The sequence below is a fragment of the Geofilum sp. OHC36d9 genome (assembly GCF_052400685.1).
Taxonomy (GTDB): Bacteria; Bacteroidota; Bacteroidia; order Bacteroidales; family Marinilabiliaceae; genus CAZHHH01.
This window is the reverse complement of record NZ_JBQTGJ010000006.1, coordinates 101,712-126,832: the sequence shown is the minus strand read 5'-3', so window position 1 is coordinate 126,832 and position 25,121 is coordinate 101,712. Positions and strand designations below refer to the sequence as shown.

The window sequence follows — 25,121 nt, the reverse complement described above, 5'->3', positions numbered from 1 at the left end:
TATTTTGAGACAATTGATAATTGCAGATAGTAACCCTTCTGCTGTTTGTGAAAACGAAAGTGGCAGACAGCAGCTAAGCCCATTTACTATGGTTAAAAGATATCTGATTTTACTGGGTGTTATTATGGTTAGTAGCCTGGGATTGATAAATGCACAAAATCAATACTCCTACAACCATTATATTGCCAACCAGGGGTTGTTGAACCCAGCCTACAATGGTACGCGCGACGTGATTAGCGGTCTGTTTTTGCACCGTAATCAGTGGATCGGTGTTGAAGGCGCACCTATGCTTGACGCTCTTAATGTGCACGGCCCTATTGAAGGAACCAATATAGGTGTGGGCGCCAGTTTTGTTAACGATCATATCGGATTTTCCAATACCTTTGATTTTATGGGGTCTGGTTCTTATCGGATTATGATGGATCGAAATAAAAAGTTCTTATCCTTTGGCCTTCAGCTGGGTTTTAACTCCATTGCTTACGATGGGACACAGGCTGTTACAGGTGATTATGGAGATCCGGTGTTTAATGGAAAAATGTCAAAGCTTTACTTTAATGCCGGGTTTGGAAGCTATTTTTATAGTGAAGATTACTTTGTCGGCTTCTCTGTTCCTAAATTTTTTAGTAATTCGTATAATAAGGCTAGTGAGGATTTTAAGAATACGCTTGATTTTAAAAATCTTCACATGTATCTCTATGGAGGTTATGTTTTTGACTGGGGTGCTGTAAAAGTGAAACCAACGCTACTCATGAAGGAAGTCTACGGCGCCCCCCTTCAATTTGACATCTCAGCCAATGTTTTACTGGCCGAGAAAATATGGGTGGGGGCGTCATACAGAACTACTACTGATGTCGTATTTTTACTCGAATATATCATTAACAGACAGTTTACGGTACGTTATTCAGGCGACTATTCTTTTGATTCAATAAATAAGTATGCGCAGGCTGGATCCCATGAAATTGGGATTCAGTTTGATTTTACATTTAATAAAAGACCTGGTATGCGTTCTATTCGTTATTTTTAATGTTTAAATTCGCTTTAGTTTCTGTTATCTTGCATTGACATGAGATATAAACTAGTTTATACCAGAGTTAACCTAAACCTATGATGTTCATTTTAGGCGGTATTTTGAAAATTAAAGAAGTATATATGAGACCTACCTATCATTCAATATTGATTCTTGTCATGGTTTTTTTACCGGTTTTGGCTACCGGACAAAGTTCCATGTATCGTCGTGCAAACACTCAGTTCGATAGAGGTGAATATTATGAAGCGCTTCAGATTTTTAATGAAATTGTAGAGGATGGGTATGAGCTGGATCCAGAGAGTAAACTTAAGGTAGGACATTGTTATTATCAATTAAACAATGTTGACGAAGCCTTTAATTATTTCATGGAGCAGGAGGATAAATTGAGTGGCTACGACCTTTATGTGTATGCGCTTATAAATCATAAAATTGGTTTTTATGAAGGAGCCATTGATTTGTATCGTAAAGCACGTCCTCAAAATCCGGAAAGACAAGGCCAGATTGACGAATTGATTCGTTCCTGTGAATGGGCCATGAATAATCAGGAATTTTTGCCGGTTCGTGTAAACCCGTCGTCCATAATGACATTTGGGCAATCGTTTGGTGTTCAGTATTATAAAGATGGTATCGTTTATTCATCAGCTTCTCCTGAAAAGGAAGGTGGAAAAAAAGACCGTCAGGGACGTAATTTTTTGAGCCTTTACTATTCTGATTTGGATGGCGATAACTTGAAAAATACCCGTGTATTTTCACGTAATTTGGTATTTGATTATCATGTCGGTGCCATTTCTTTTTCGCCGGATGAGAAGGCTATGTATTACACCCGAACGGTTAGAGTTAAGGGTGGTGATAATAAATTGAAAATATTTTCTGTGGTTTTTGATGGATCCGATTGGGTGGACGATATTGATCTTAATATTAATAGTAATGATTATGACAATGCCCATCCTGCTGTAACGCCTGATGGTAAGAGTTTGATTTTTGTCTCCAACCGACCAGGTGGTTATGGAGGAAAAGATTTATGGATGGCCGATATTAAACCCAATCGAACCTTGACAAATGTTAGAAATCTGGGACCAAAAATTAATTCTTTTGGCGATGAGTTGTTTCCTTTTGTCAGTACTGATAATATTCTTTATTTTTCCAGCGATGGGCATGTTGGATTTGGAGGTCTTGATTTGTACAGGAGTAAAAATGAAAATGGTGTTTGGTCGGCTGCTGAAAATATGATGCAACCTTTTAATTCATATAAAGACGATTTTGGGTATGTGATAAATCCAAAAGATAAAAATCGGGGATTTCTTTCAACCAACCGTACCGGCGAAGGAAATGATGGTATTTTTTATGTACAGTATCGGGAAGAGGAGTCAGAGCCGGAAGCGAAATCTACTGCCCCTGTCATAGGCCTGCTACCAGAGACCGTCGTTGATACTGTTACTATACCAGAGGTGGTACCTGTTGAAGAAGTGAAGGTTGATTTAAGTATTTTCCCGGATTCTTTTGCAAGCGTGGTGACCAGTTCTTTCAATGGCAATGCTATTCAGGGCGCCAATATTAACTTAACAGATCCTGTCACCGGCAAACAGATCGGCGTCATTACATCGGGATCCAATGGCCGTTTTGAAGTGCCCATTCCGGATGCTTATCGTAAAGAGGGGCAGGATATTCATATTGCTGTTAGCAAAGACGAGTTTAAAACATATACGCTTGATGCTAATATTATGGAGCTTAAAGAAGTCGGTAAAGCTGGAATTCTTTTAGCTCCGATATTTAAGGAGCCTGATTTGAATGAGATTAGTGGCTTAGTGATACCTTATGAAGGTAATACGATTACAGCAGATGGGTATCGTAAACTTGATCAAGTTGCTGCCTATCTTTTGAATAACCCACAGGTAGTTATTAAATTAAATGGACACACAGATGCTCGTGGAAATATGATAACCAATTTAAATACCTCTCAATCGATCGCAGAGGCTGCCGGTAAATATTTGGAATCAAAAGGGGTTTCTGAGTCGAATTATATTCCCCGCGGTTACGGCGAACGCTATATTCTTAATAAATGTCGAAGAGGAAAGCTTTGTGATAAAGCGGAGCATCTACAAAATAGAAGAATTGAGGTTGTGGTATGGCGTTTCAAAAATTAATGGAATATCTTTGTATTTAATTTAACGTACTTTAGAATCCTGATATAATATTCAAAATATGAATAAGCTGATAAGAAATCTTTTAATCATTATTGTTGTTTTTAGTAATGTTTCTTTGGCTTTTGGGGATAGGCTTGCTCATTTAAGAACCAATAAAAAAATTATTACCGTTGCAGATATTAGCGTACCTTATTTTACCATTCAAATGGTCGCTCTTAAATTGCCGCCTGGTGAGCCTTCTTTTTTTCGGGATGTTGAAAAAGTATACGAATTTGTTTGCGCTGATGGGTTTGTTAGATATACTGTAGGTCGTTTCAATACAATGGCTGAAGCGACTAGTCAAATATCAAAATATGAGGCGTTAGGTTATAAGGATCTCTTTGTGGTAGACACGCGCAACCTTAAGTTAACCCGAACCGATTATCAGCCTTCGTCTAATGCCATAGGTCCTTTAGCTGGCGTTAGTTACACGGTTCAATTGGCGGCCTATCGGTTCCCAGTTTATGTCAGCGATTTTGAGGGCTTTGATGATGTGTTCGAATATTATATGAAAGATCGTATCTATCGTTACTGTGTTGGCTCTTATGACGGTAGTGTGGCCAATGTTGAGTTGGAGAAGATAAAAAAAATGGGGTTTCCTGATGCTTTTTTAGTTCCACTGGAAAAGTACCAGCCTTTTAGAATTGAATAAAATCAGCAAGTCGGTCTGTCGCCGCGGTTTATACCGGGGAGGAAAGTCCGGACAACGTAGGGTAGCGTGCTTCTTAACGGGAAGATGGCCGTGAGGTTATTGTAGCGTAACAGAAAATAACCGGCCCGGTTTACCGGGTCAAGGGTGAAAAGGTGGGGTAAGAGCCCACCGGTATGCCTGGCAACAAGCATAGCCGTACGCCACACGTGTTGCAAGACCATGTATATCCGGGTTCCCGAAAGGGTACAGGGTCGCTCGCTCTGATGCTTGCAGCCCGGAAGGGTAGGTCGCTCAAGGTGCCGGGAAACCGGTATCTTAGATTAATGACAGACACCGTTTTTACGGTACAGAATCCGGCTTACAGACTTGCTGCTTTTTTTTAAAAACTCGATGCGTGAATGTAAATATCTTTTTTAACCGGCTTAAGACGTTTATTACAGTCGAAATTTGGCACGTTCGAAACGATCAGACCTCTAAACGTCAATTTTTCCTTATTCGTATTTTTCGAATTTTTGTGTTGGCTATCCGTCGTTTTTTGGCGGACGACTGTCAGGTAAAAGCCTCTGCTCTGACTTATTATTCTTTATTGTCTGTTGTTCCGGTTGTTGCTTTGGCTTTTGCCATTGCCAAAGGGTTTGGTTTTCGCGAAACACTTGAGCTGGAATTGCAACGGCAGCTGGTGGGGCAGGAAGATGTGGTTAACTGGATCAAAGAATTTGCTTTGAGTTATCTGGACAATACCCGGGGTGGTGCCATTGCAGGCGTTGGGGTGGCTGTATTGCTCTGGAGTGTCATGAAAATATTGGGTAATATTGAAAAATCGTTTAATGACGTATGGGATGTCTCTCAGTCTCGTTCAATGGTACGCAAATTCAGCGATTACATTTCTTTTATGATGGTAGCCACTATTTTGTTGGTTGGTTCGTCGGGTTTTTTAGTGTTCATTACCAATAGTATTGAGGTGTTTCATTTGGGAAAGGTGGCGACCCCGATCATAACATGGGCCTTCCCAAATATAATGATATGGTTGGTGTTTACTATGATGTTTATGATCATGCCTAATACCCGGGTTAAGCCTGGAGCCGCTATTTTTGGAGGTATTATTGCCGGCTCTTTGTTCCTTTTTCTTCAGTTTGCTTATATTAATTTTCAGGTTGGCGTTTCAAAATACAATGCCATTTATGGCAGTTTTGCGGCTTTACCGTTGTTTCTTATTTGGTTAAATTCTTCATGGTTAATTGTTCTTTTAGGAGCTGAACTATCTTACTCTGCTCAGAATGAAAAAAGTTTTGAGTTTGAAACTGAAACCGAGAATATGAGTTATCATTATCGTCGGTTGGTGAGCATGATGTTGGTAAAGTTTGCTGTTGACAAGTTTCGTAACTCTGATCAGGCGCCTTCAAAAGAGGATTTTTCTGTAACTCTTAAATTGCCTACCCGGATGGTGTCTACTCTGCTCAATACGTTGGTCGAAGCCCAGGTTTTGGTTAAGGTAATTCCTGATTCTGGTGATGATCGGGACATCGGGTATCTGCCCGCTTTCGATATTGATTTAATGACGATTGAGGCGATTGTTGAAAAAATGGAAAATTGCGGTATCTCTGATTTTCATTTTGATGAGACGCCTGAATACCAGATATTTTCTAAGATCTTTTCCAACTTTAATCAGCTCTTGCATAAGTCGGCTGAAAATAAGTTAATTAGAGATTTGTAGAGGTCTGTAGTATCCTTGAATTTGACCATTTCAAAATTGAAACTATAAAGATCTGAATAGAAGACGGGCAACGGGTGATTAATTCTCGTTGAGGGGCATCAATTAGTATCAGCAAGAGAAAATTACTTTTATTTATGTCGCTCGTTTTAAGAATGGTCTTCTTATCTCTGTAATTTCATATTCTTCAAGTTGCGTAAGGAACATGCTATCAAAAAGCGATACTAGTACTAGCTATTGAGTATGTGAATTGTCAATAATAAGATATTTAAGTATTAAAGCCTTAGAAATGAAGTGCTTTTATTTGCCACAAGCGCTGTGATGCCAGGAGTGGTAAAAATAAGGATTATAAGGCTGTTATGCAGTTCTATGCCGTCCGCTTGAGGCATTTGTTCAGTATGCGTCAATGGGGGCTTAGAACGATTTATTTTTATGCTTATCGTGGTGTTGAAACAAATGCTTCAGGTTTTAAAGGTTTCGTTTGTTTGCTTGCTGGAGCCAAGTCCGTGTGGGATGGATTCTTTTTTATCATCTGTCAATGTTACTTCTGGGGTGTCTGATAAATACAAATAGTGTTGTAATACACAGGAGATCAGAGGGACAGCCCCGATATTAAGGGCTGATTTATCTTTTAGAATGTGTTGTAGTCCATTTCTATTGTTAACATGAGAAAATAATACGTTGCCATTCTTTTCTGAGGGCGAAGTATTGGGTGTTATTACAACAAAAGAATTGAAGATCCGTTTGTTTAACATCAATCAACAGTTGATTCTGATTGAAAAAAGATTGGAAGGTTTAGAGGTGGCAAAAAATAATCAACTGTGTTTTAACAACAAAGAACTGCTTCATGCTTTAAACGCATTGAAACAGTCCTTTGTCTATGTGGGGCCGCACCGGCAAGGACTAATTAAACTCCTAATTACAGGAATTTGGGCGCACTCATTTCGCGAAGATCCTCCGTATCCGAAGATATCCCTAAGGATGAGGCCTGTCCTTGAAACCAATAGCTAACCCGGTATGTTGTTAGTGTTGAGTTTAACAATCATTAGTGCCGGTACGGTTTTCTTTGTGTCAATGATCGTATTGCAAAAATAGGCTTTTTGTCTTCGTTTTGCAACTTTGAAAGGCTTCTTAACAACGTTATATCCTTTTATTTTCCTAATCTCCACGGGAAGTTAGTGTTACCTCTTAGTAATGATTTCATTGGGAAAACGCCTGAATTGGCAAATCGGATATCTTCGATCGTGTAAAACGCTTTGGGATTGTATTCCCGAATAATAGCAGACACATATTTGTAGTCGCTTCGTTTGAGCACGCAATATATGATGCTTACTTTTCCACGTACCCCATCGGCCGAATGTGAGGTAATACCAAACCCTTCGTTGGACAGGCGCTTAATGAGTGCATCCCCTGGCAGGTGGGTGATGATGCGAATGTTGAGATAACCAAGTGCCAGTTTTTCTTCAATTATCAACCCAACGTAATTCCCCACAGCAAAACCAGCTGAGTAGGCTACATAATAAAGCCAGTTATCGAGATTTTGAAATATCCGGCTCATGGCCAACAGCCAGATAAAAACCTCAAAAAATCCAAGGAATGGTGCTATTATCTTTAGTCCTTTGGATACGAAAACAATGCGAATAGTGCCAATGGTAACATCTGACACACGGGCTAAAAAAATAAATAGCGGCAGGAGTACCCATGTCCCCCAAAATCCATCCATCCATTCCATCAAATTATTTTTAAGGTTATTTCTTTTGTTTTATAATTCGTCTGCTATGGGCACCTATTGCAATTTCATTGTGCGCCACATCAAATACTGCCACATCAAAAAAAAGTTTGTTGTTTTCAACATATTTCAAATGAACCGTACATCGTATTGTTTCATTTTCTTTCGCGGCTCTAAAATGCTTGATGTTAATTTCAGAACTAACCGATGTTTCGTCTTCCAATAAATAGGGCTCTATAAGTGAAGATATAGTTTTTTCAATAAATAAAATCAGAGCCGAAGTCGATAATGTACGACTTCGGGATGTGCCTATGGTAGAGGCCAACTCTGTGTTATTTATGGTCTTTACGACTGTTAGTCTCAGCCCTTCTTGAATATTGTTGTTTTCCATGTTTCCTGGTTAAGGTTCGGGTTATTATGTAATATTCAAACTTAATGTTATCGTCTGATTTTTACAAAGACCAAAGCCTTTTTTCTTAAAATTCGGAGGTGAAATGGAATTCAATATTTTTAAAGCTTTCCTGAGCCATTTGAAGCATATATGATGAATCAGCAAGAAATACATCGCGTCCGTATTTGTCTTTGGCCATGTATTGAACTTTCCTCTTTTTAAAATCGTCTAATTGGGCTTTATCCGATGATTTTATCCAACAGGCTTTGTACAGCTTGATGGGCTCGTAGCGGCAGGCAGCACTGTATTCATGTAGCAATCGATATTGAATTACTTCAAACTGAAGGGCGCCAACTGTCCCGATAATTTTTCGTCCGTTAAACTGGTTGATAAATAATTGGGCGACTCCTTCATCCATTAATTGATCGATACCTTTGTTCAACTGTTTGGATTTCATGGGATCAGCATTTTCAATGTATTGAAATAGCTCTGGCGAGAAACTGGGCAGTCCCTTAAATTTAAGTTTTTCACCTTCTGAGAGTGAATCACCTATTTTAAAATTACCTGAGTCCGGGATGCCAATAATATCACCGGGGAAAGCTTCGTCAATAATCGATTTCTTTTCTGCCATAAAGGCGGTGGGGCTGCTAAATTTCATCTGTTTGCCTAAGCCAACGTGATAATAGTTGGTGTTACGCTGAAATTTGCCCGAACAAATTTTCACAAAGGCCAATCGATTACGATGGTTGGGATCCATGTTGGCATGAATCTTAAACACAAATCCGGAGAATTTTTCTTCGTCGGGTTGCACCAATCTGCTCTCGGTTATTGAAGGCCGTGGTGAGGGAGCTAGTTTCAAAAAAGCGTGCAGTAATTCGCGTACCCCAAAATTGTTGAGTGCACTGCCAAAAAAAACCGGGGCGAGCTGGCCATTTAAATAAGCTTCATGATCGAAATCAGGATAAACACCCAGTACCAATTCCAATTCTTCGCGTAGCTTGTCGGCAGCACTGTCACCAATGTGGTCAGATAGTTGTTGGTCTGCAATGTCTTTTATTTCGATGCCTTTTTCCAGGGTTTGTTTGGCCGGCGTAAACAGGTACAAGTTTTCTTCAAAAATATTGTATACACCTTGAAATTGATCGCCATTTCCAACAGGCCAGGCCAGTGGACGAACCGCTATATTTAACTCTTCTTCAATTTCATCAAGTAACTCAAAGGGATCTTTGCCTGGCCGATCTAATTTGTTGATAAAGACCATTACCGGCGTGTTTCGCATGCGGCATACCTCCATTAATTTCCGGGTTTGCATCTCAACACCTTTGGCGCCATCTATAACAATAATGGCACTGTCCACAGCTGTCAGCGTGCGATAGGTATCCTCTGCAAAATCCTGGTGACCTGGTGTGTCCAGTATATTAATTTTATAGCCGTCATAATTGAAGCCCATGACAGAGGTTGCCACAGAGATACCTCGTTGTTTTTCAATTTCCATGAAATCGGAGGTCGCAGTTTTTTTTATCTTGTTTGATTTAACGGCTCCGGCTACGTGAATGGCACCACCAAATAATAATAACTTTTCAGTTAATGTCGTTTTCCCGGCATCAGGGTGGCTGATAATGCCGAACGTACGGCGTCTTTTTATCTCTTCTTTAAATGTCATTATTAGGTTTTTGAGGCTGCAAAAGTAATCATTGTTTGCGAAACCTCAATACTTATTCAGCCTCTTTGATGCTTATCATTAATTGGCCGTCTTTTACCAAATCGTCTTCTTTTACAGCTATTTTGGATACGATGCCGCTGGTGGTGCTTCTAATTTCATTTTCCATTTTCATGGCCGACAGGATAACAAGTGGTGTTCCTTCGTCAACCCGATCACCTTCTCTGATTTTAACCTTAACAATTTTACCCGACATAGGGGATTTGACTTGCTCGCCACCTTTGTCTGATGATCGTTTAGATACGTTTTGATTTAAGGCCGGCGCTATTTCCAATTCAAAATAGTCGTAAAGAGTGTTCACTTTATAGGATCCGGCAGTGTCGCCTTCAATCATTTCCATGTTGATGCTTTGCCCGTTGTAAAGAATTGAATATACGCCATTTTCAACTCTAACAACATCCAATTGATATTCTTTTTCATTAATTGCTACAGTAAAAAGATTCCCTTCCTTATTTAATATTCGCACTGTTTTTTCTTTTTTTCCGTTTTTTACGATCATCTTCATAACAGCTGACGTTTTAATTTAATGTTTTATTAAGGTCAATTTCAAGCCGAGTCGCAAGAAATAAGTTAATTTTTTGTGGTCTATTTTTAATAAGGATTGTGTCGGAACAGGCGTCCTACGTTTTTCCAGTTCGACTGCCCCGTCTGCCTTTGACGGGCAAAATCGTGTCGTTTATTTTGTTTGTTTTGATAGTCGAGAAAGGCCATAATCATGGCAATATCTTCGCAGTCTCCGCAATTACTGTCAGGCTGCATTAGAAAATCGAAGTTGTTAGCGATAAAATGGGTGTTATAGTTACCTTCCACAAAGTCATTGGCTTCCATTATTTTTTGTACAAATGCAATATTTGTTTTAACGCCGGTTATTTTGTATTCGTAAAGCGCGCGTTTCATTCGTTGAATGGCCGCTTTTCGTGTTGGTGCCCAGACAATTAGTTTTGAGATAAGAGGGTCGTAATACATTGGTATTTCATATCCTTCGTAAACATATCCGTCGGTGCGAACTCCTAAACCCAGCGGTTCGGAGATATGCTTTACCAGTCCCGGACTTGGGACAAAATTATGGGTTGGGTCTTCGGCGTAAATACGGCATTCTATGGCATGGCCAATTTGTTTAACGTCTTTTTGTCCGAAGGATAGCGGCTCGTTACGTGCCACCTGTATTTGCGCTTTTACGAGGTCGAAGCCGGTTACTCTTTCTGTTATTGGATGCTCAACCTGCAAGCGGGTATTCATTTCTAAGAAATAAAAATTGCGATCTCTGTCAACGAGAAATTCGATGGTGCCGGCGCCGCTGTAATTAACCGATTTGGCTGCGGCTATGGCTTGTTGTGCCATTTGTTCACGTAGCTGTGGGGTAAGAAATGGACTCGGCGTTTCTTCTACCACTTTTTGATGGCGGCGTTGAACAGAACATTCCCGTTCGTATAAGTGAACCACGTTGCCGAAATTATCAGCCATAATCTGGTATTCGATGTGATGTGGTTCCAGAAGATATTTTTCGAGGTAAACAGCATCGTTTCCGAAAGCGGTTTGGGCTTCTGATTTGGCTCGTCGTACACCGTTTATCAGTTCTTTTTCGTTATTTATCAGTCGCATGCCTTTGCCACCGCCGCCTGCTGATGCTTTTATCATTACCGGGTACCCAATTTGGGTCGCCATCTTTTTTATTTCATCCTCATCTTCGGCTAATGCCGAGGTGCCGGGAACGATAGGAACACCTGCTTTTTGCATTAGTGCGCGTGCCCGCATTTTATCGCCCATGGCATCAATCGCTTCGGCAGAGGGACCAATAAATATCAGGCCGGCTTCTCTGATACGGTTGGCAAAATCGGCATTTTCGGACAGGAAACCGTACCCGGGATGAATGGCGTGGGCACCGCTTTTTTTAGCAATGGACAGAATTGCGTCTATATTTAAGTAGCTTTGGGTGGATGGCGCCGGGCCCAGACGATAGGCTTCGTCGGCATAACGAACGTGCATTGCCGAACGGTCGGCATCGGAATAAACGGCGACACTTTCAATACCCATTTCACGGCATGAGCGAATAATGCGGACGGCTATTTCGCCACGGTTGGCGACCAATACTTTCTGAATCATAGATCTCTGTTTTTCCCAATATTAGCAATTGAAGAACGACCCATAGCCAGCGGCTATAAATGTTAAAAATTGTTCCTCCGAAAAATTGTAATATAAACACACCGAAGTCAAAGTTGTTTAAATGGATCTGTTTTTACTTTGTCGTTTTTAGACATCGAATATTAGGCTATCTTACTACAGTGCACTTATTTCCTCTTTTTAATAAAACCAAATTTGATTGGATGAGTTTTAAGTCCCTTTTTGTTAGCGAACCCTCTAAATTTAGCTTTTTATATGGAAGGATAGATTGGAATGGTTTTAAATAACCCGACTCTTTGTTTATAACATGAACTTTTATTAGTTTGACACATAATTTTGATAAGTAAACTTTTAATCCGAAATGTTATGTTGAATAAAAAAGTAGAAAAAGCTTTAGTAGATCAGATAGAAAAGGAAGGTTATTCTTCAAATCTTTATTTGTCGATGGCCAGTTGGGCCGAAAGTAAAGGCCTGGAAGGGATTTCCCGATGGCTGTATGCCCAGGCCGAAGAGGAACGCATGCACATGCTTAAGATTGTTGGTTATGTGAACGAACGTGGTGGTCATGCATTGATTTCAGGTTTTGCTCAACCACCGGTTGATTTTGACAGCGTTCAAAAAATGTTTGAACAGGTATACGAGCATGAACAGTTTGTATCTAATTCCATTAACGATATTGTGGCTATTTGTTTGGAAGAGAAGGATTTTACCACTCACAACTGGATTCAGTGGTTTGTGACCGAACAAATAGAAGAAGAGGCTTCTGCATCTGCCATATTAGATAAATTGAAACTGGCCGGAGCTAACAGTCTTTATCTGTTTGATCGTGATATTCTGTCAATGCGTACAGCTGCGGATGCAGCTGAATAAGTGTAAATAAAATAGACTCAACAGGGAAACGTTATTTTTCCCGATTCGCTTGCGCTCAAAAAGGCTTACAACCGTAGACTAATTTTTTAGCTTCGCAAATGAGTTTTATAGTTAGACTTCAGATTTGATGGCCTGGCATTAATAGTTGTAATATTTTATAGTGTTAGTAATAGATTCTTATTCAGGGCGTTTTTAGACGTGTTCGCCATAAAAATGAAACAGGTTAAATAAATCCCGGGACGTTGTTCCGGGATTCTTTATTTTCTGTTTTTAGTTAGTACCAGCAAGATAATTCAGGTGCTTAATAAGAAATGTTCAAATTCATGGCTTGCGAAGTCATAAAAATCAAGGCGTTTACTTTTCGTAAATGACTGTTTTTATGATATGACAAGTGTAACGAAGTAGTTGACTTTATAGACAGACTTTAATTAGATCTTATCGGTATAGTACGTTATAGCACAGTGCTCATGCGTAACAGGTATTTTGGCGATTTGTGTGTCCCCTGTACGACTGCTAATTACCCGAAAATGATTACTTTTGCCGTTCGTAATAATTAAAAAGATAGAAATTGAAACTAATAGCAAAGACTTTCAAAGGGTTGGAAGATGTGTTGGCCGGTGAGCTAACAGCATTGGGCGCCAAAGATGTTAAGATATTGAAACGCGCTGTGTCGTTTGAGTCAAATAAAGAATTGCTATACAAAAGCAATTTGTGGTCGCGAACGGCTTTGCGTATTCTGCAGCCTCTCACCACCTTTAAAGCCAAAAATGAATATGAGTTGTATGAGGCTGTTAAAGCTTATAATTGGTCACCATATTTAAATGTGGATCAAACATTGGCGGTTGACGCAGTTGTTTATTCCCGTTTTTTTAAACACAGTAAATATGTGGCACTTAAGGTGAAAGATGCCATTTGTGATCAGTTTCGGGATGCAACGGGTAAACGTCCGTCGGTTGATTTGGTTCGTCCTACGTTGTTGCTGAATGTGCATGTGGCCGAAGATCAGATTTCTATTTCCATGGACAGTTCAGGAGAGCCTCTCAATCGCAGAGGATATCGTACCAAAGAGCATCCCGCTCCAATCAATGAATCGTTGGCGGCCGGCATGTTGTTATTGGCGGGATGGGATGGCTCCGTGCCTTTTCTCGACCCAATGTGTGGCTCTGGCACCATCGTTATGGAAGCTACAATGATAGCTGCTAAAATGGCGCCTAATATTCGTCGTAAGGAATTTGGTTTTATGCGATGGAATAATTACGATGCCAACCTTTGGCAACGAATTGTTGATGAGGCCAAAGCCGCTGAGATAAAGCCGCAGGTCCCTATTTTTGGAAGCGATATCGCTGTTAAAGCTATTGACATATCACGGCAATCGGCGCTGGATTTTGGATTGAAACAATACATTAATTACTCGGTAAGTGCTTTTCGTGAAACTGTACCGCCTGCTAAAAAAGGTCTCATAGTGATGAACCCGCCTTATGATGAACGTTTAAAAGAGCGTGATGTGGTTCGTTTGTATTCCGAAATAGGCACTCAGTTAAAACATGTATTTATGGGCTGGGACGCATGGATAATAAGTTCCAACTTCGAAGCCCTCAAGTTTCTTGCTTTAAAACCCGGCAGCAGATATACTTTGTATAATGGCGCTCTTGAGTGTCGTTACCAACAGTTTAAAATGTATGAAGGGTCGTTGAAAAAATAAGCTTATCGCGGTTGTCAAACATTATTTGTTTGCTGATAATAAGCATTTGCAATTTTTTGATTTGTCACAATTTTAATAGTCCGAAATAAAAAGTAAAATGGATAAAGTAATTATTAGGAGCTATAACGAGCTTGAAAAATTAATTGGTCATGAACTGGGTGTTTCTGATTATCACCAGTTTACTCAGGAGCAAATTAATCTGTTTGCCGACGCAACACTCGATCATCAGTGGATTCACGTTGATAAGGATCGGGCCCTAAAAGAGTCTCCTTTTGGCGATACCATTGCGCATGGTTATTTGACACTTTCAATATTGCCGCATCTGTGGAATCAAATTGTAGATGTACAGAATTTGAAGCTACAGGTTAATTATGGCATTGAAAAATTTAAATTTAACCAGCCCGTGTTGGTAAACAGTCGTGTGCGTCTGGTAGCCCGACTCAATAATGCCGTTAATTTACGTGGCGTTTGTAAAGCAAATATAGGCGTTAAACTGGAAGTAGAAGGTAATAAAAAACCGGCTTACGAAGGCGAAATCGTTTTCCTTTATCACTTTAACGATTAGGTTTTTGAGGTGAATTTGTATAGAAGAATATTGATTTGCAGATAAAATTATTTGTTTTGCTATCGCAACGAATGGTTTGTTATCTTTTTGTATTGTGAGGATCAAGCTGTCCTTTTTGTTGGCGGAAATGAAACAGTCTGCATTTTAAATCATTAAATAATGTCTTTACGAAAAGAAATTATTAATCCATTTTCAAGGCATGATGCTGCCGATTATCAGTGTTTTGGCTGTTCTCCATATAATCCGGGTGGATTGCATTTGTCATTTTTTGAGGAAGATGGATTTTTGTATGGGGAATGGCAACCAAAAAAGAATTTTGAAGGTTATAAAGGCATCCTCCATGGAGGAGTTCAGGCAACCATGATGGACGAGATCGCCAGTTGGTTTATTTACACACAAATAGGAACTGCCGGGGTAACTAAAAATATGGAGGTAGCGTATAAACATCCTACCAGGATTTCCGACCGGCCTGTTTTATTAAAGGCCTGGTTGGGTGAGCAAAATGGAAATGAAATTACGGTGAATACCGAATTAATTAATGACAATAAAATTACGGCCACGGCACGGGTTACCTATTTTACTTTTCCCGAGGCTATTGCCCGACGAAAATATAATTATCCCGGAAAAGAGGCATTTTTTAAATAGTATTTATGAAGAAGTGGTTGTTTCTCAGTACAGTTGTTGTTGGATTGACATTAGGGGGGTGCGAAGAGGATAAATTAAATATTTTTAGTGTACAGGATGATGTGGAGATGGGGCAGCAGGTGGTGGATGAAATAAAAGCCAACACTTCGGAATACCCTATTCTCGATCGGTCAGACTATCCGGAAGCTTATTCATACCTGGAAAATATACGTAATAAATTGTTGGCTACCGGAGAGTTGAAGTATGCTGGCACTTTCGACTGGGATATATATATCATTGATCAGGATGTTTTAAATGCCTTTTCTGTCCCGGGTGGCACCACGTTTTATTATACCGGTCTGCTAAAATATCTGGATAATGAAGCCTCGTTGGCAGGTGTTATGGCTCACGAATTTGCCCATGCCGATAAGCGCCACGCAACCACCAATATGACCAAGCAATATGGTTTTTCAACATTGTTATCAATGATATTGGGTGATGATGCTGGTTTAGCGCAGACTATAGCTGCCGAATTGGCTTTAGGAGCTGTCAATCTGAGGTTTAGTCGCGACAATGAATACGAGGCCGACGAAAGTGCGGTTGAGTATCTTTATGCCACTGATTATGATGCCAGAGGTGTTGCCTATTTTTTTGAAAAACTGATAGCTGCCGATGAGGAAAATGATGGTTCTGATGATTGGTTGGTGTATTTTAAAACACATCCAAATTCAGATGACAGGGTGACGGAGATTTATAGTAAATATGAGGCGTTGGGAAGTAAGTCCGGTGCTTTATATACTACCGAGTACAGGGAATTTAAAACGTTATTACCTTAATTTTATAAGAAAAAAAGACAGGGTGCTCATTGGCACCCTGTTCTTTTTTAGAATTTTTTCAGAATGTCTTTAACGGCATCTTTATGAACGGTAAAACCCATTATTTTAAGTTTTACGAAATCTTCGTGAAAGAAGTAATAGCCAAATTCAGGTTTTTGGGGATCATTGTTTCTTGAGCCTGAGCCTGAGTCTTTTACCAAATACCAGTCTTTCCCGTCGCCGTTATAATTCTCAACATAGCCTACGAGGTGCATTCCGTGATCGTCGGTCGTTGTTTTGTTGGCAAAACGAAAAGCCCTGGCGTCGTCATTGATGTAGGCCGAAGGAATGTCAAAGTCGGGAATCATGGCACACTGCGTTGAACTGATGAGCCCGGCTTCCGACACGTCTCCTCCAATACAAATGGTATAACCTTTGCGGATCGCTTTTTTCAGAGCGGTCATATAATCATCCAGAGGCAGATTGTAATAAGCATCACTGTGCCACCAATTGTCTGGAACGGTGTATTCAACCTGTTGCCAGAAAGGCTTTTGTTTGTACGATAATATTTCTACAAAATCTGAAGGATTTAATTTCAGATAATCTTTCATAAAGGAGGCTGGGGTATATTCTTTTCCATCAACCTTGAAATTAGAGGGAGGCGTGCCAATGTAATGGTTCATAATGGCTTTTATGGTTGACAGGACGGCCTCTTCATTCCAGGCACTTTGAGCCTCGACAGCGTTCAGATAGCTCGTCATTTCACCCATCATCTCTTCATGATTGTGGAATTTGCGACCATTAATTAATCCGGTGTACGATTCATAGGGAACCAATCCATAACGGTTGGCGATGCGAGCTACCGCATTGGCTTCTGAACCTTCGTCGAATAAAGAGTTACCACGTTCCTGCACAAAACGGCGGGCTTTCTCCACATATTCCCAGTAGGCAATGTAAATTTCAGAGAGTTTTACCTGTTTTTTTGTCTGACGGTAAATTTCTGACTCGTATAACGATATTGTGGAATAGTCCCAGCAGGTTCCTGCGTTTCCTTGCGAAATAACGGGATTGGCCCAAAAGCGCTGATACAGGTTGACCTTATTCGGCAGGTTGTAGCTGGACTGATCCATGGAAAAACGACGATAAGGTTGTACCGGATTGAGCGAGTCCTGCAAATGTTCCGCATCTTTTAAGATCGTAGAGTAGTAATAACTTTCTCCTTTTGCATATTCAATAAAAACACTCTTGTCGGAGTTTTGTGCCATTATAGTGGCGCTTATGCACCAAAACAGCAATAGTAATTTCTTCATAATTTAACTGTTTAACATGTTTGCTTTTTGTTGATTTATTCTAATTTGTCTGATAATCGGGAAAAGTAAAACTGATCCCAGTATTATTAGTGCTCCTATATAAAAACCGCCGGACATGCGTTCGGTTTCCCCAAATAGCAGGAATGCCATAATAATACCATAAATTGGTTCAAGATTAATTGTTAAAACGACGGTGTAGGCCGATAGCGACTGCATAACTCTCACGCTCGCCATATAGGCATAGGCCGTGCAGACTACGCCCAGAAGTATCAGGTATAGCCAGTCCCATGCGTTTGGAATAACCAAGCCTTCATTTAAGATCCCATTTAACCACAAATATAAGGTTATGGCAATTAATCCTCCGCTCATCTCATAAAAACTTATAACAACCGGGTGGTGGTGGGCAATGAGGCGTTTGTTTAGCACCGTGAATAGCGATGCGAAAAAAGCTGACGAGACTCCGGTAATGATGCCTGCCAGATAATGTGTCTCAAATTGGAAAATGGTATAGAGACCTATAATAATCAGTAAACCAATGATTATCTCCAAAAATGAGATTGTTCGTTTTACGATTATAGGTTCCAGAATGCTGGTAAATAGTGTAGTGCTGGCCAGACAGCCCAATGCGACCGAAATAGTTGATATTTTGATGGCATGGAAAAATGTGATCCAGTGGATGGCTACAACAAAACCCACAAGCAGCATTTTGAGTAGGGCGCCTTTAGATAGCCTGATTGATTGCTGAGAAAAGAAAAGTATGATACCCAGTGACAAAAAGGCTATAAGCATCCGATACCAGACCAGTTCAATGGCATCCAATGAAATCAGACGTCCTAAAATGGCGGTAAAACCATATATAAATACGATTAGATGTAAATGTAGTAGGTCTTTTGTCTGTTTTCTCATTCACTTTATTCATCAAGATCACAAAAATGCAAAATTTATGGTTGTATGGGTATGATTTTTAACCATGTTGTTATAATTTTAGATATTTCGTAGCAGAAAAACCCAATTTTGCGTTATGCTTGTCCCCCAAATGGCATTTACCGTAGCAGACTTACATTCTTCTTAGATTAAAGTTTTGCTTCTTTCAATAATTGAACTCTGAGGTCATTTATTTGTTTAGATTACAGGTTTATGGTTAAAAAACGGTTGTAAATTTTTAATGACAATATTATGATAAAACAAAGATGGTTTCTCCAATTGATAGTGGCTACTGTTATTGGGTCGTTGGTCTGGTCCTGTTCCACGGTTCCTTTAACCGGCCGTAAAAGGATTAATTTGATGCCCGAATCGGAAATGATCTCGATGAGTTTTACACAGTATGATGAGTTTTTGTCCGAAAATACGTTGTCGACCAATGCGGCACAAACAGCCATGGTTAAAAAGGTTGGTAAGAATATAGCAGCTGCGGTGGAAGCTTATTTTGCGCAAAACGGATGGAGTGATCAACTGAAAGGTTTTGATTGGGAGTTTAATTTGGTGGCCGACGCAACACCAAATGCGTGGTGTATGCCTGGTGGAAAGGTGGTTTTTTACGAAGGTATTTTGCCTGTAACGCAGGATGAAGCAGGCATTGCTGTCGTGATGGGGCATGAGATTGCACACGCGGTGGCCCGTCATGGAAGTGAGCGTATGACACAGCAAATGGCTGCCCAGATGGGGTCTACGGCTTTGAGTGTTGTATTGGCTGAGAAGCCTGAGCAAACTCAGACTATTTATCAAACCGCTTTTGGGGTTGCCACACAAGTGGGGGTGATTTTACCTTTTTCGCGTAAGCATGAGTCTGAGGCCGACCGTTTGGGTCTTATCTTTATGTCTATGGCCGGATATGACCCTTCCGTGGCGGTGGATTTTTGGACGCGCATGTCTGCGCTTAGTGGAGGAAGTTCATCAATGACCTTTCTGAGTACGCACCCCAGCAATGAAGCACGGATTCGTGAGTTGAAAAATGCTTTACCAGAAGCAATGAGTTATTTTAAAGAGTAATTTGAGCTGATTTATCGAGGGTAAATAGAAATGAAAAGGGCTGCTCTGTCAACATCGGAGCGGCCCTTTTTAACCTCAAATTTTGAATAATTCGGATATGTTTTTATTGCTAAAGGTTGTTGACTGTTGATCTCAGTGTCGCCAATCGGGTTAATAGTCCTTCGAGCAGATCGAGGCGGAGCATGTTTGCGCCATCTGATTTGGCATTTGCCGGATCGTGATGTGTTTCAAGGAAGAACCCATCAACACCAACAGCAACGCCGGCGCGCGCAATGGTTTCAATTAACTGCGGTTTACCGCCCGTGACACCCGACGATTGGTTTGGTTGTTGCAAAGAGTGGGTTATGTCGAGCACCACCGGTGTCCCGAATTGTTGCATGACGGGAATGCCCCGGTAATCGACGATTAAATCCTGATAGCCGAACATGGTGCCCCGGTCGGTAATCATAACTTTCTGATTGCCGGCATCGCGTACTTTGTTAACGGCAAATTGCATGGCTTCGGGGGCCAGGAATTGACCTTTTTTTATGTTGACAACTTTTCCGGTGTTTGCTGCTGCAATCAATAAATCAGTTTGACGGCACAGAAAAGCAGGAATTTGTAATATATCAACATATTCGGCTGCCATCGCGGCTTCGTTGGCGGCATGAATATCAGTGACAGTAGGTACGTCAAACGTATCACTAACTTTTCGAAGTATTTTTAGCGCTTTTTCGTCGCCGATGCCCGAGAAGGAGTCTATACGCGATCGGTTGGCCTTGCGGTACGATCCCTTAAAAATGAATGGTATTTTTAGTTTTGAGGTAACACGTACTATTTCTTCGGCAATACGCAATGCCATGTCTTCACCTTCGATGGCACATGGCCCGGCCAAAAGAAAAAATTGTCCGCTGTCGGTGTTTTTTATTTTCGGTATGCTATTTATCATGGTGGTCAATTGTCAATTTATTAGTATTGTTTATTGATGAGCAAATTTACTTTTCCGTGTGGTATTCTGCAAATGAGATTTGGTTGTTAGTTTGTAATTTGAACTGCTTCTTTGATACCAAAGGTCTCTTTTTAGTTTTTGTTGAATGCAGCGAGAGCCTAAATGGAATCAGAAACTGCCTGTTGTTACGGCTTCTGCTTCCATAAAAAGTCCATCCTTTCTTTTAGCCTGGTTTCTTGCGGATTGTTTTGAGCTTGCCATAATTGCGCATCTTTGAGCTGGTCGGGCATGAATTGTTGCTCAACAAAGTGGTTGGGATAATCGTGAGAGTATTTATATTCGGTACCGTAATTTAAGTCTTTCATCAGATTGGTGGGGGCGTTACGCAGATGGAGCGGAACCGGTAGGTTTCCGGTTTCTCGCACCACTTGCTGGGCTTTGCCGATGGCCAGATAAGCCGAGTTGCTTTTGGGGCTGGTGGCGAGGTATATGGTAACCTGACTGAGAATGATACGCGACTCCGGCCAGCCAACCATGTTAATGGCCTGAAAAGCATTTGTGGCGAGCAGCAGTGCGTTGGGATTGGCCAGTCCGATATCCTCTGCGGCCGAGATGATCAGTCTGCGGGCTATGAATTTGGGATCTTCTCCACCTTCAACCATTCGTGCCAGCCAATAAACGGCGGCATCCGGGTCGCTGCCGCGAATTGATTTGATGAAGGCAGAGATAATATCGTAATGTATCTCTCCATTTTTATCATATTGCGCGGGGTTTTCCTGTAAAAGTTGGGTGACATGATCATTGGTAATGATAATATCTTCATCGTCGTTGTGCGCATTCAGCATTAGTTCGATGATGTTGAGAAATTTACGGGCATCGCCGGCAGCAAATCGCATGAGGGCTTCCTCTTCCTTTAATGTAATGGTTCGTTTTTGTAACACAATATCGTTGGCGATAATGGTGTTAAAAAGTTCTTTCAGATCCGTATTTTCGAGCGGTTGTAATACATATACCTGACAGCGCGACAGCAGTGGCGATATAACTTCAAAGGATGGGTTTTCGGTTGTGGCACCAATAAGTGTTACCACGCCCTCTTCCACGGCGCCCAGCAAACTGTCTTGTTGCGATTTGCTGAATCGGTGTATTTCGTCTATGAATAGAATGGGCGAGGCGCTGTTAAAAAATCGTCCGTTACGGGCTTTTTCAATGGCTTCGCGCACATCTTTTACGCCGGACGACACGGCAGAGAGGACGTAAAAAGGACGTTCCAACTGATTTGCAATGATACGTGCCAGTGTGGTTTTTCCGACCCCGGGAGGGCCCCATAAAATGAGGGAAGATATTTGTCCCGATTCCAACATTTTTCGCAAAACAGCCCCTTTCCCTACCAGGTGTTTTTGACCTATGTAGTTGTCAAGTGTTTTGGGGCGCATACGTTCTGCCAACGGAGGATAACTACTCATTTCATTATATATTTTTATTGGCTGTAAAGGTAGTTTTCTAAATGCATAGTCGCAAAAAGCGTTGCGGCTTAAAAACTATGGTTGATTCTGTGTAATCATCATTTTGTAGTTGTCGGAACATTTGCTGATTGATTTGTGCTAAGTAATGAATATTATTAGTAAAATTAATGTTTAAAATTATCGTTATGGCACAAAAGATAAAAACAGCTTTAATTTCGTTTGGCATGTCGGGTCGGGTATTTCATGGTCCTTTGTTGAAATTGCATCCCGGCTTTGAGGTCGTAAAAGTAATGCAGCGCAGCTCCGATTCTGCATTGTCATTGTTTCCAGAAGCTAAAATTGTCAGACAGTTAGAGGCAATTTTAAGTGATCCAACCATTGAGTTGGTGATTGTGAATGCCCCTGATGATTTGCATTATGAACAGACAAAGGCCGTGTTGCAGGCCGGTAAGCACGCTGTGGTTGAGAAACCTTTTGTTCAGAATTCGCAGTTGGGTGAAGAGTTAATACAACTGGCCACTCAAAAGGGTTTGTTGTTAACTGTTTTTCAGAACCGACGATGGGACAATAGTTTCCTGACGGTACAAAAGGTTTTAAAACACAATATGATAGGTCGGTTGGTCGATTACGAGGCCCATTATAATCGTTATAGAACCGGTGTTCAGGATTCGTGGAAAGAGCAAAAGTCCAGAGGGGCCGGCATTTTGTATAATCTGGGGTCGCACCTCATTGATCAGGCTTTGGTTTTGTTTGGACTTCCGCAGGCAGTCGATGCACGTTTGATGATTTTGCGCACCGGCTCTGAGGTCGATGATTTTTTTGATATTCGTTTGCTTTATGAAGATAAATCGGTGAGATTGAAAGCCAGTTATCTGGTTCGGGAAGAGGGGCCTGCCTACATGTTACACGGTGAGCGGGGTTCGTTTGTTAAATATGGCCTCGACCCACAGGAGGCGGCCTTAAATGCGGGACATCTGCCAAATGAAGCTGACTGGGGACGCGATCCTGAGTCTTTATGGGGTTTACTGAACAGCGATATTGATGGTATTCATTTTAAAGGGGCTGTAGAAACAACACCCGGAAATTATAGTCTTTTTTATGATAATCTGTATAATGTGATACGTCATGGTGAAGCGCCGGCTGTTGCCGCTTCAGAGGCTTTAAATGTGATCCGCGTCATCGAAGCCTCATTAAAGAGTCATCAGACACAATGTATCATTCCGCTGTCGGACCTGATCTAAACTATTTGCAGCCCTGGTTTGTTGTTATATAGGGTTTACAAGAAGATTCTTTTTACAGATATGAAAGCTTTATTTTGGGCGCTTTCGAAGCTTTAGAAATGTGAATTTACTTCCGTAAATGATTTTTTTAGGGTGAGCATACCGCCGAAGTTGCACTTTTCTTGTAAGCCGAACTATACTAGGTCTCTTAATTTTGAAGCGTATGCGACAATTAATAACAACCTTGTTTTTGGTTATACTAATGGAGATGAATGTTATGGGAGAGGTAAAGCATGAAGTAGCCATCCTGGGTGGGGGCTGTTTTTGGTGTCTCGAAGCCGTTTATCAGAAGGTAAAGGGTGTGGAAAAGGTGGAGTCGGGGTACAGTGGTGGTTTTATTAAGAATCCGGCTTATGGTGAAGTAACCACCGGAAGCACCGGACATGCGGAGGTGGTAAAGGTTACCTTTAATCCCGAAGTCGTTTCTTACGAGATTTTGTTATCAATTTTTTTCACGATTCATGATCCGACAACACTCAACAGACAAGGGGCTGATGTTGGAACGCAGTATCGGTCGGTTATATTTTATGGGAGCGGGGAGCAGAAAGAGGTGGCGCAAAAAGTGATGGACCGGCTGGCAGTCGAGGAGGTTTATGATGCGCCTATTGTGACGCGTTTGGAGGCAAAAGGTCCTTTTTATCCGGCCGAAGCTTATCACGATGATTATTATAATCGTAACCGTCAGCAACCTTATTGCCAGGTGGTAATAAGCCCTAAAATGAATAAATTCAGAAACCATTTTAAGGAATGGCTCACGGAATAGGGCTTACTGATGGTTTTAAAATAGCAAAACAAATATTTCTTATTTATATAAGGAGGCTGTCTGTCAACATTTTGTTTGCAGGCAGTTTTTCTTGTTTCAAAAATCATTTTTGGCAAAAGTCAGATCAACTTTTGCGCCTCCTCCAGAAGTATTGGATATGTGGATTTCAGATTTGTGAGCATTCATGATTAATTTTACCAGGTGTAAACTTAGTCCAATGTTTTGATCAACATGTGGCTGACCATATCCAAATGGTTTGAAAATATTTTTTAATGCTTGTTCAGAAAAGCCCGGGCCATTATCCTCTATTGAGATGGTTGTCTTTTTGTTATCATCTGAAATTGACAGTTCTATTATGGAATTAATTGGGCTGTAATTAATCGCATTTTCGAAGATGCACTTCAAAGCCTCTAATGCAAGATCATGATCGCCCCAAAGAAATAAATTGTCGGTCAGATTACTATATTTCAAGGTGATCATTTTTTCAACAATTCTATCTTTAAAGGATAATTCCATCTCTTTAATCAGAGTTAGAATATTGAGTTTAGCAGGCTCAAATTTTACCCTGTTAGATCTTAAAGCAGTGATGAGGGATGCTGATAACGTGAATTTTAATAATCGATTAGACGATACTTCTAAAATGTTGATGTAACCCAACAGCTTTTCCGAGTTTATTGAGCTTTTTAGAATGCCGGTAAATCCCATTATACCATTTATAGGGGTTCGAAGCTCATGACTGACTAAACTCAGAAATTCATCTTTTGCAATATCAAGTACTTCTAATTCTTTGTACGCTGTCTGTAATTCGGCGGTTTTTTTTTCAACCTCCTGTTGTAGCCATTTGTTAACATCAGATAATTTTTCCTTGCTTTTTTTAAGTTCCAGATGCGTCTTTATTCTTTCCTTTAATTCTTCATCATTAAATGGTTTTGTTATATAGTCCTGGCCGCCCACCTTGAAGCCTTTTACGATGCTTTCGGTATCAGTGCGGGCTGTTATAAATATAATTGGAATATCATTAAAGGATTCGTCCTTCCTTATTGTTTCACAAACCTGCAAACCATTAATGGTGGGCATTGTAATGTCTAACAGGATTAAATCAAAAGGTTCTGCTTTTATCCAGTTTATAGCATCATACCCATCGGTTGTATATTCAATATTATATAAGTCTGATAATGTGCTTGCTAATACCTGTATGTTTTTAGTATTATCATCTACTATTAATATTTTGCTATTTTTCATTTTTCATCGAATTTAAGATTAAACATTAGGCTGCTT

At 40.6% G+C, this 25,121-nt stretch carries 23 protein-coding genes and 1 other RNA gene; 14 read left to right on the top strand and 10 right to left on the bottom strand.

Going from position 1 to position 25,121, the window contains the following annotated elements; all coding sequences use genetic code 11:
* Positions 1-4: 4 nt before the first annotated feature.
* The 6 genes from ACT3CD_RS08640 to ACT3CD_RS08615 all read left to right on the top strand — a co-directional run bounded on the left by ACT3CD_RS08640 (position 5) and on the right by ACT3CD_RS08615 (position 6,584).
* The gene (locus tag ACT3CD_RS08640) at positions 5-1,024 is read left to right on the top strand and encodes a PorP/SprF family type IX secretion system membrane protein (RefSeq protein ID WP_444644838.1); all 1,020 of its coding nucleotides are present in this window, start codon (positions 5-7) and stop codon (positions 1,022-1,024) included.
* 125 nt (positions 1,025-1,149) lie between these two features.
* A complete protein-coding gene (locus ACT3CD_RS08635; RefSeq protein WP_444644836.1) occupies positions 1,150-3,171 on the top strand; it encodes an OmpA family protein in 2,022 nt (673 codons plus the stop codon).
* A gap of 58 nt (positions 3,172-3,229) precedes the next feature.
* A complete protein-coding gene (locus ACT3CD_RS08630; protein ID WP_444644834.1) occupies positions 3,230-3,862 on the top strand; it encodes an SPOR domain-containing protein in 633 nt (210 codons plus the stop codon).
* A gap of 2 nt (positions 3,863-3,864) precedes the next feature.
* Positions 3,865-4,239, top strand: an RNA gene (gene rnpB, locus ACT3CD_RS08625) — RNase P RNA component class A.
* Positions 4,240-4,256: 17 nt separating this feature from the next.
* A complete protein-coding gene (locus tag ACT3CD_RS08620) occupies positions 4,257-5,576 on the top strand; it encodes a YihY/virulence factor BrkB family protein (protein ID WP_444644832.1) in 1,320 nt (439 codons plus the stop codon).
* 678 nt (positions 5,577-6,254) lie between these two features.
* Complete coding sequence (locus tag ACT3CD_RS08615) at positions 6,255-6,584, top strand: hypothetical protein (RefSeq protein ID WP_444644830.1); 330 nt, start codon at positions 6,255-6,257, stop codon at positions 6,582-6,584.
* A gap of 139 nt (positions 6,585-6,723) precedes the next feature.
* On the opposite strand, the gene ACT3CD_RS08610 is transcribed toward ACT3CD_RS08615, so the two are convergent.
* From ACT3CD_RS08610 to accC, 5 genes are all read right to left on the bottom strand, one after another.
* Positions 6,724-7,305, bottom strand: a complete 582-nt coding sequence (locus ACT3CD_RS08610) for a DUF2179 domain-containing protein (protein ID WP_444644829.1) — start codon at positions 7,303-7,305, stop codon at positions 6,724-6,726.
* Positions 7,306-7,321: 16 nt separating this feature from the next.
* Entirely contained in the window at positions 7,322-7,693 is a 372-nt protein-coding gene (locus ACT3CD_RS08605) for a thioesterase family protein (protein WP_444644827.1), read from the bottom strand.
* Between the two features lie 85 nt (positions 7,694-7,778).
* Entirely contained in the window at positions 7,779-9,356 is a 1,578-nt protein-coding gene (locus tag ACT3CD_RS08600; RefSeq protein ID WP_444644825.1) for a peptide chain release factor 3, read from the bottom strand.
* Positions 9,357-9,408: 52 nt separating this feature from the next.
* Entirely contained in the window at positions 9,409-9,918 is a 510-nt protein-coding gene (locus ACT3CD_RS08595) for a biotin/lipoyl-containing protein (protein WP_444644823.1), read from the bottom strand.
* A gap of 86 nt (positions 9,919-10,004) precedes the next feature.
* Positions 10,005-11,516, bottom strand: a complete 1,512-nt coding sequence (gene accC, locus ACT3CD_RS08590) for an acetyl-CoA carboxylase biotin carboxylase subunit (protein ID WP_444644821.1) — start codon at positions 11,514-11,516, stop codon at positions 10,005-10,007.
* A 384-nt stretch (positions 11,517-11,900) separates the two neighbouring features.
* Between accC and ACT3CD_RS08585 the strand changes: the two genes are divergently transcribed.
* The 5 genes from ACT3CD_RS08585 (at position 11,901) to ACT3CD_RS08565 (ending at position 16,131) form a co-directional block, all read left to right on the top strand.
* A complete protein-coding gene (locus ACT3CD_RS08585; protein WP_444644820.1) occupies positions 11,901-12,404 on the top strand; it encodes a ferritin in 504 nt (167 codons plus the stop codon).
* Positions 12,405-12,972: 568 nt separating this feature from the next.
* Complete coding sequence (locus tag ACT3CD_RS08580) at positions 12,973-14,106, top strand: THUMP domain-containing class I SAM-dependent RNA methyltransferase (RefSeq protein ID WP_444644819.1); 1,134 nt, start codon at positions 12,973-12,975, stop codon at positions 14,104-14,106.
* Between the two features lie 97 nt (positions 14,107-14,203).
* Positions 14,204-14,671, top strand: a complete 468-nt coding sequence (locus ACT3CD_RS08575; protein ID WP_444644818.1) for a MaoC family dehydratase — start codon at positions 14,204-14,206, stop codon at positions 14,669-14,671.
* 159 nt (positions 14,672-14,830) lie between these two features.
* Positions 14,831-15,316, top strand: coding sequence for a PaaI family thioesterase (locus tag ACT3CD_RS08570; protein WP_444644817.1), 486 nt, complete (start codon positions 14,831-14,833; stop codon positions 15,314-15,316).
* A 5-nt stretch (positions 15,317-15,321) separates the two neighbouring features.
* Complete coding sequence (locus tag ACT3CD_RS08565; protein WP_444644816.1) at positions 15,322-16,131, top strand: M48 family metalloprotease; 810 nt, start codon at positions 15,322-15,324, stop codon at positions 16,129-16,131.
* A 47-nt stretch (positions 16,132-16,178) separates the two neighbouring features.
* Here ACT3CD_RS08565 and ACT3CD_RS08560 read toward each other — a convergent pair whose 3' ends face one another.
* Entirely contained in the window at positions 16,179-17,420 is a 1,242-nt protein-coding gene (locus ACT3CD_RS08560) for a C1 family peptidase (RefSeq protein ID WP_444644815.1), read from the bottom strand.
* A gap of 3 nt (positions 17,421-17,423) precedes the next feature.
* Positions 17,424-18,326: a DMT family transporter gene (locus ACT3CD_RS08555; RefSeq protein ID WP_444644813.1), complete on the bottom strand. Its 903-nt coding sequence runs from the start codon at positions 18,324-18,326 to the stop codon at positions 17,424-17,426.
* Positions 18,327-18,596: 270 nt separating this feature from the next.
* Between ACT3CD_RS08555 and ACT3CD_RS08550 the strand changes: the two genes are divergently transcribed.
* Positions 18,597-19,409: a M48 family metallopeptidase gene (locus ACT3CD_RS08550; RefSeq protein ID WP_444644812.1), complete on the top strand. Its 813-nt coding sequence runs from the start codon at positions 18,597-18,599 to the stop codon at positions 19,407-19,409.
* 109 nt (positions 19,410-19,518) lie between these two features.
* Here the strand turns inward: ACT3CD_RS08550 and kdsA are convergent, their stop codons facing one another.
* A complete protein-coding gene (gene kdsA / locus ACT3CD_RS08545) occupies positions 19,519-20,337 on the bottom strand; it encodes a 3-deoxy-8-phosphooctulonate synthase (protein WP_444644810.1) in 819 nt (272 codons plus the stop codon).
* A gap of 185 nt (positions 20,338-20,522) precedes the next feature.
* A complete protein-coding gene (locus ACT3CD_RS08540) occupies positions 20,523-21,800 on the bottom strand; it encodes a replication-associated recombination protein A (RefSeq protein WP_444644808.1) in 1,278 nt (425 codons plus the stop codon).
* Positions 21,801-21,985: 185 nt separating this feature from the next.
* On the opposite strand from ACT3CD_RS08540, the gene ACT3CD_RS08535 reads away from it, so the two are divergent.
* Complete coding sequence (locus ACT3CD_RS08535) at positions 21,986-23,041, top strand: Gfo/Idh/MocA family oxidoreductase (protein ID WP_444644806.1); 1,056 nt, start codon at positions 21,986-21,988, stop codon at positions 23,039-23,041.
* A gap of 202 nt (positions 23,042-23,243) precedes the next feature.
* Positions 23,244-23,843, top strand: a complete 600-nt coding sequence (msrA, locus tag ACT3CD_RS08530) for a peptide-methionine (S)-S-oxide reductase MsrA (protein WP_444644804.1) — start codon at positions 23,244-23,246, stop codon at positions 23,841-23,843.
* A gap of 96 nt (positions 23,844-23,939) precedes the next feature.
* Here the strand turns inward: msrA and ACT3CD_RS08525 are convergent, their stop codons facing one another.
* Positions 23,940-25,085 (bottom strand): hybrid sensor histidine kinase/response regulator, encoded by a 1,146-nt coding sequence (locus ACT3CD_RS08525; protein WP_444644802.1) that lies wholly within the window; start codon positions 25,083-25,085, stop codon positions 23,940-23,942.
* Positions 25,086-25,121 lie beyond the last annotated feature (36 nt).

Bases quoted from the DNA above. Each gene is read 5' to 3' on its own strand.
- ACT3CD_RS08535 (WP_444644806.1), top strand. From the start codon at position 21,986: ATGGCACAAAAGATAAAAACAGCTTTAATTTCGTTTGGCATGTCGGGT.
- ACT3CD_RS08600 (WP_444644825.1), bottom strand. From the start codon at position 9,356: ATGACATTTAAAGAAGAGATAAAAAGACGCCGTACGTTCGGCATTATC.
- msrA (WP_444644804.1), top strand. From the start codon at position 23,244: ATGCGACAATTAATAACAACCTTGTTTTTGGTTATACTAATGGAGATG.
- ACT3CD_RS08565 (WP_444644816.1), top strand. From the start codon at position 15,322: ATGAAGAAGTGGTTGTTTCTCAGTACAGTTGTTGTTGGATTGACATTA.
- accC (WP_444644821.1), bottom strand. From the start codon at position 11,516: ATGATTCAGAAAGTATTGGTCGCCAACCGTGGCGAAATAGCCGTCCGC.
- ACT3CD_RS08635 (WP_444644836.1), top strand. From the start codon at position 1,150: ATGAGACCTACCTATCATTCAATATTGATTCTTGTCATGGTTTTTTTA.
- kdsA (WP_444644810.1), bottom strand. From the start codon at position 20,337: ATGATAAATAGCATACCGAAAATAAAAAACACCGACAGCGGACAATTT.
- ACT3CD_RS08595 (WP_444644823.1), bottom strand. From the start codon at position 9,918: ATGAAGATGATCGTAAAAAACGGAAAAAAAGAAAAAACAGTGCGAATA.
- ACT3CD_RS08585 (WP_444644820.1), top strand. From the start codon at position 11,901: ATGTTGAATAAAAAAGTAGAAAAAGCTTTAGTAGATCAGATAGAAAAG.
- ACT3CD_RS08555 (WP_444644813.1), bottom strand. From the start codon at position 18,326: ATGAGAAAACAGACAAAAGACCTACTACATTTACATCTAATCGTATTT.
- ACT3CD_RS08550 (WP_444644812.1), top strand. From the start codon at position 18,597: ATGATAAAACAAAGATGGTTTCTCCAATTGATAGTGGCTACTGTTATT.
- ACT3CD_RS08630 (WP_444644834.1), top strand. From the start codon at position 3,230: ATGAATAAGCTGATAAGAAATCTTTTAATCATTATTGTTGTTTTTAGT.
- ACT3CD_RS08610 (WP_444644829.1), bottom strand. From the start codon at position 7,305: ATGGAATGGATGGATGGATTTTGGGGGACATGGGTACTCCTGCCGCTA.
- ACT3CD_RS08575 (WP_444644818.1), top strand. From the start codon at position 14,204: ATGGATAAAGTAATTATTAGGAGCTATAACGAGCTTGAAAAATTAATT.
- ACT3CD_RS08540 (WP_444644808.1), bottom strand. From the start codon at position 21,800: ATGAGTAGTTATCCTCCGTTGGCAGAACGTATGCGCCCCAAAACACTT.
- ACT3CD_RS08570 (WP_444644817.1), top strand. From the start codon at position 14,831: ATGTCTTTACGAAAAGAAATTATTAATCCATTTTCAAGGCATGATGCT.
- ACT3CD_RS08560 (WP_444644815.1), bottom strand. From the start codon at position 17,420: ATGAAGAAATTACTATTGCTGTTTTGGTGCATAAGCGCCACTATAATG.
- ACT3CD_RS08525 (WP_444644802.1), bottom strand. From the start codon at position 25,085: ATGAAAAATAGCAAAATATTAATAGTAGATGATAATACTAAAAACATA.
- ACT3CD_RS08605 (WP_444644827.1), bottom strand. From the start codon at position 7,693: ATGGAAAACAACAATATTCAAGAAGGGCTGAGACTAACAGTCGTAAAG.